Origin of the sequence: Protofrankia sp. Cr1 (assembly GCF_963555865.1) — a bacterium.
Lineage (GTDB): Bacteria > Actinomycetota > Actinomycetes > Frankiales > Frankiaceae > Protofrankia.
In genome coordinates this window covers 3,115-5,781 of the sequence record NZ_CAUVXO010000075.1, presented here as the reverse complement: position 1 = coordinate 5,781, position 2,667 = coordinate 3,115, and the positions used below count along the sequence as shown (strand labels likewise).

At 71.2% G+C, this 2,667-nt stretch carries 2 protein-coding genes; one reads left to right on the top strand and one right to left on the bottom strand.

The genetic code is table 11. The annotated features are described in order from the left end of the window. The first annotated feature begins 74 nt into the window (after positions 1–74). Positions 75–1,736 (top strand): alkaline phosphatase D family protein, encoded by a 1,662-nt coding sequence (locus tag U9980_RS09105; RefSeq protein WP_416210205.1) that lies wholly within the window; start codon positions 75–77, stop codon positions 1,734–1,736. Between the two features lie 10 nt (positions 1,737–1,746). Here the strand turns inward: U9980_RS09105 and U9980_RS09100 are convergent. Then, the coding region (locus U9980_RS09100; RefSeq protein ID WP_416210204.1) for a diacylglycerol/lipid kinase family protein at positions 1,747–2,667 on the bottom strand (921 nt) is incomplete at its 5' end.

The window sequence follows — 2,667 nt, the reverse complement described above, 5'->3', positions numbered from 1 at the left end:
TCCTGCGTTTCTCCACACTTGTGGCTGCGACGGCCTTTCCGACGTGGGTGCCGGCCGGCTAACGTCCCGGTGTTGTGAGCAATCCTGGTGGATGTGCCTGGACACGGGCTGCGACCCGACGTGGCTTTCTCGCGGGCGGTGCCGTATTGCTGGCCGCGGCGGGCTGCTCCGATGGCGGGTCCCCCGGCCCTGGTGCCACCCCGCGCCCGACTCTGGCGCCCGCGACGCCGGTTCCCGGTGTTGGTGACGGCGTGTTCGCCCTCGGGGTCGCCAGCGGCGACCCGCTGCCGGACGGGGTGATCCTCTGGACCCGGCTGGTGGCGCAGCCCGCCGGCGGCGTGGCCCTGCCCGACCGCGACATCCCGGTTGACTGGCAGGTTGCCACCGATGACCGGTTCACCGACGTCGTGGCGGTGGGGACGCGCAGCGCCGTCCCGGGGTTGGCGCACTCCGTGCACGTCGACGTCCGCGGTCTGCAGCCGGCCAGGGTGTACTTCTACCGGTTCCGCGCCGGCACCGTGCTGAGCCCGGTCGGCCGGACCCGCACCGCACCGGCCGCCGGCGCCGCCGCGTCGGCGCTGAGCTTCGCGCTGGCCAGCTGTCAGGACTATCAGAACGGCTACTGGCCGGCGTACGGTGCGATCGCAGCCGATGATCTCGACCTTGTCGTCCACGTCGGCGACTACATCTACGAGTACGACCCGAAGAGCAGGTTCCCCGACCGCCGCCACACCACCCCGGCCACGCCCGGTCTCGACCAGCTGCGGACTCTCGACGACTACCGGGCGCGTTACGCCCAGTACAAGGCCGACCCGCAGCTGCAGGCCGCGCACGCGGCTGCGGCGTGGGTGGTCACCTGGGACGATCACGAAACCGAGAACAACTATGCCGGGCTGACCGACGAGTCGGCCGACACCGGTGCCAAGCATCAGGACCCGGCGACCTTCGCCCGGCAGCGGGCCGCGGCCTACCAGGCCTACTACGAGCACATGCCGATCCGTGTCAGCTACTCGCCCGGATCGCCGGACCTGCGCCTCTACCGCCGGTTCGCCTTCGGTGACCTGCTCACCCTCACCGTGATGGACACCCGCCAGTACCGGACGCCGCAGCCGGGACGCATCCCGAACGACATCGGCCCGGCCACCCTGGGAGCGAGCAACACGACCGGGACCATGGCCGGTGCCGAGCAGGAGAAGTGGCTGATCGACGGCTTGAGCGCGTCGCGTACCCGGTGGAACGTGATCGCTCAGCAGACGATGCTGGCCCAGCTGCACGCGCAGCTCACCCCGGGCAGTGGTGACGTGCTCGCGAACCTCGACCAGAACGACGGCTATGTGCCCTACCGGACCCGACTGCTGGCAGCCGTACGGGACACCCGGGTGACCAACCCGGTGGTGCTGGCCGGCGACATCCACAGCGCCTGGGTGAACGACCTGCGGGTCGACTTCGACCGGCCCGACACCCCGGTCGTGGGCACCGAGTTCGTCTCGACCTCCATCAGCTCGGGATTCTTCCTGCCCAGCGAGGAGCTCGTCCGGGCGAACAACCGGCTGCTCAACCCGCACGTGCGGTACTTCCGCGGTGACCGACGCGGGTACACCCGCATCCGGGTGTCACCAGCGCGGTGCACGGCCGACATGCGGATCGCCGAGACCATCGACCGCCGGGACGCGCCGGTCAGCACGGATGCCACCTGGGTGGTCGAAGCCGGGCGGCCCGGCGCCCAGCCCGCGTGAGGGCACGTCGCTATCCGGGGGAGGCGAGCAGGCGCAGCACACCGGGGCGCACGACGATCTCGACCGGGAGGTCCGCGATCGGGTCACCGTCGGCGTAGAGCTGGAACGGACGGTCGGCGTCGATGCGGATCCGGCTGGCCTGCGCCACCTCGACGTGCGGGGAGTCCACATGCCGGCCGGAGAACACCTTCGGGAAGGTCGAGAGAAACGTGATCTTTCCGCACCGCGACAGCAGCACGATGTCGAGCAGGCCGTCGTCGGGCTTTGCCGCGGGCGCGAGGCACATCCCGCCGCCGTAGTAGGCCGAGTTCGCCGCCGCCACCGTCCAGCCGATCATTTCGCGCGGCGCGCCGCCGTCGATCTCCACGGTGAACCGGACGGGTTTCCACGTGGCGGCCGCGCGCAGCGCCCCATAGGTGTAAACGTGCTGGCCGCGCACGAACCGGGCACGATTGGCGATCACCTGGACGTCCGAGTCGAAGCCGACACTGGCGATGCCGAGGTAGGCCCGGCCGTTGGCCTCGGCCAGGTCGATCCGCCGTTCGGTGCCGCTGGCCAGTGCGGTGGCGGCGATCACCGGTTGCCGGGCGGCGCCCATCCCGCGCAGGAAGTCGTTGCCGCGCCCGCCGGGCAGCACGGCCAGTAGCCCGCCGCGGTGCGCCACGGTCTCGGCGACCCGGCCGGCAAGACCGTCCCCGCCGAGCGCGACCGCGACCCGACCGTCGGCAACAGCCTCCTCGGCCAGCTCTGAGGCATGATCGATGTTTCTGGTCAGTTCGACCCGCACGTCGCCGGCCCAGCGTTTCAGGGCTGCACAGACGTCCGGCAGGGCGCGAGCGCCACGGCCACCGCCGGCGTGCGGGTTCACGATGAGCAGTAGCCGTCGACGGTCCACCTCGGCTGCGGGCGGAACGGTTGCCAGCGGCTCTGT